We start from the raw sequence: 311 nt of genomic DNA, 5'->3' as shown, positions 1-311 counted from the left end.
CCCAAATAATTCCCGACTTTGGTTTGAGCATAGACTTTTTGTAAATCCTCAAAGGAAATCTGCCAAACCACGGTTTCTGTCAATGCCTGTAATTCGTATTCGGATGGCGTTTGTGTCAAGAATGAGTCGTAGGCACAAGTAAACTCTTTGTCAAAACTGAAGTTGAAAGTCAGCTCGTTTTCATCATCAGGAATGTAGAACCGAATAATGCCGGTTTCGATGAATGAAAGGAAATTTTCTGTTTCACCTTGTCGTGTGATGATTTGATTTTTGGCAAACACTTTTCGGCTAAAATGGGAAGCTATAAATTC

1 protein-coding gene is annotated in these 311 nt (G+C 38.9%); it reads right to left on the bottom strand.

The window, feature by feature from the left end; all coding sequences use genetic code 11:
* A partial coding sequence (locus ABD873_RS13220; protein ID WP_345069062.1) for a Crp/Fnr family transcriptional regulator occupies nt 1-311 on the bottom strand: 311 nt, incomplete at both ends.

The organism is Sphingobacterium thermophilum (assembly GCF_039541675.1).
In the GTDB taxonomy this organism is placed as follows: domain Bacteria; phylum Bacteroidota; class Bacteroidia; order Sphingobacteriales; family Sphingobacteriaceae; genus Sphingobacterium; species Sphingobacterium thermophilum.
The sequence above is the reverse complement of the archived record's forward strand: the minus strand, read 5'-3'. Positions and strand labels throughout refer to the sequence as shown.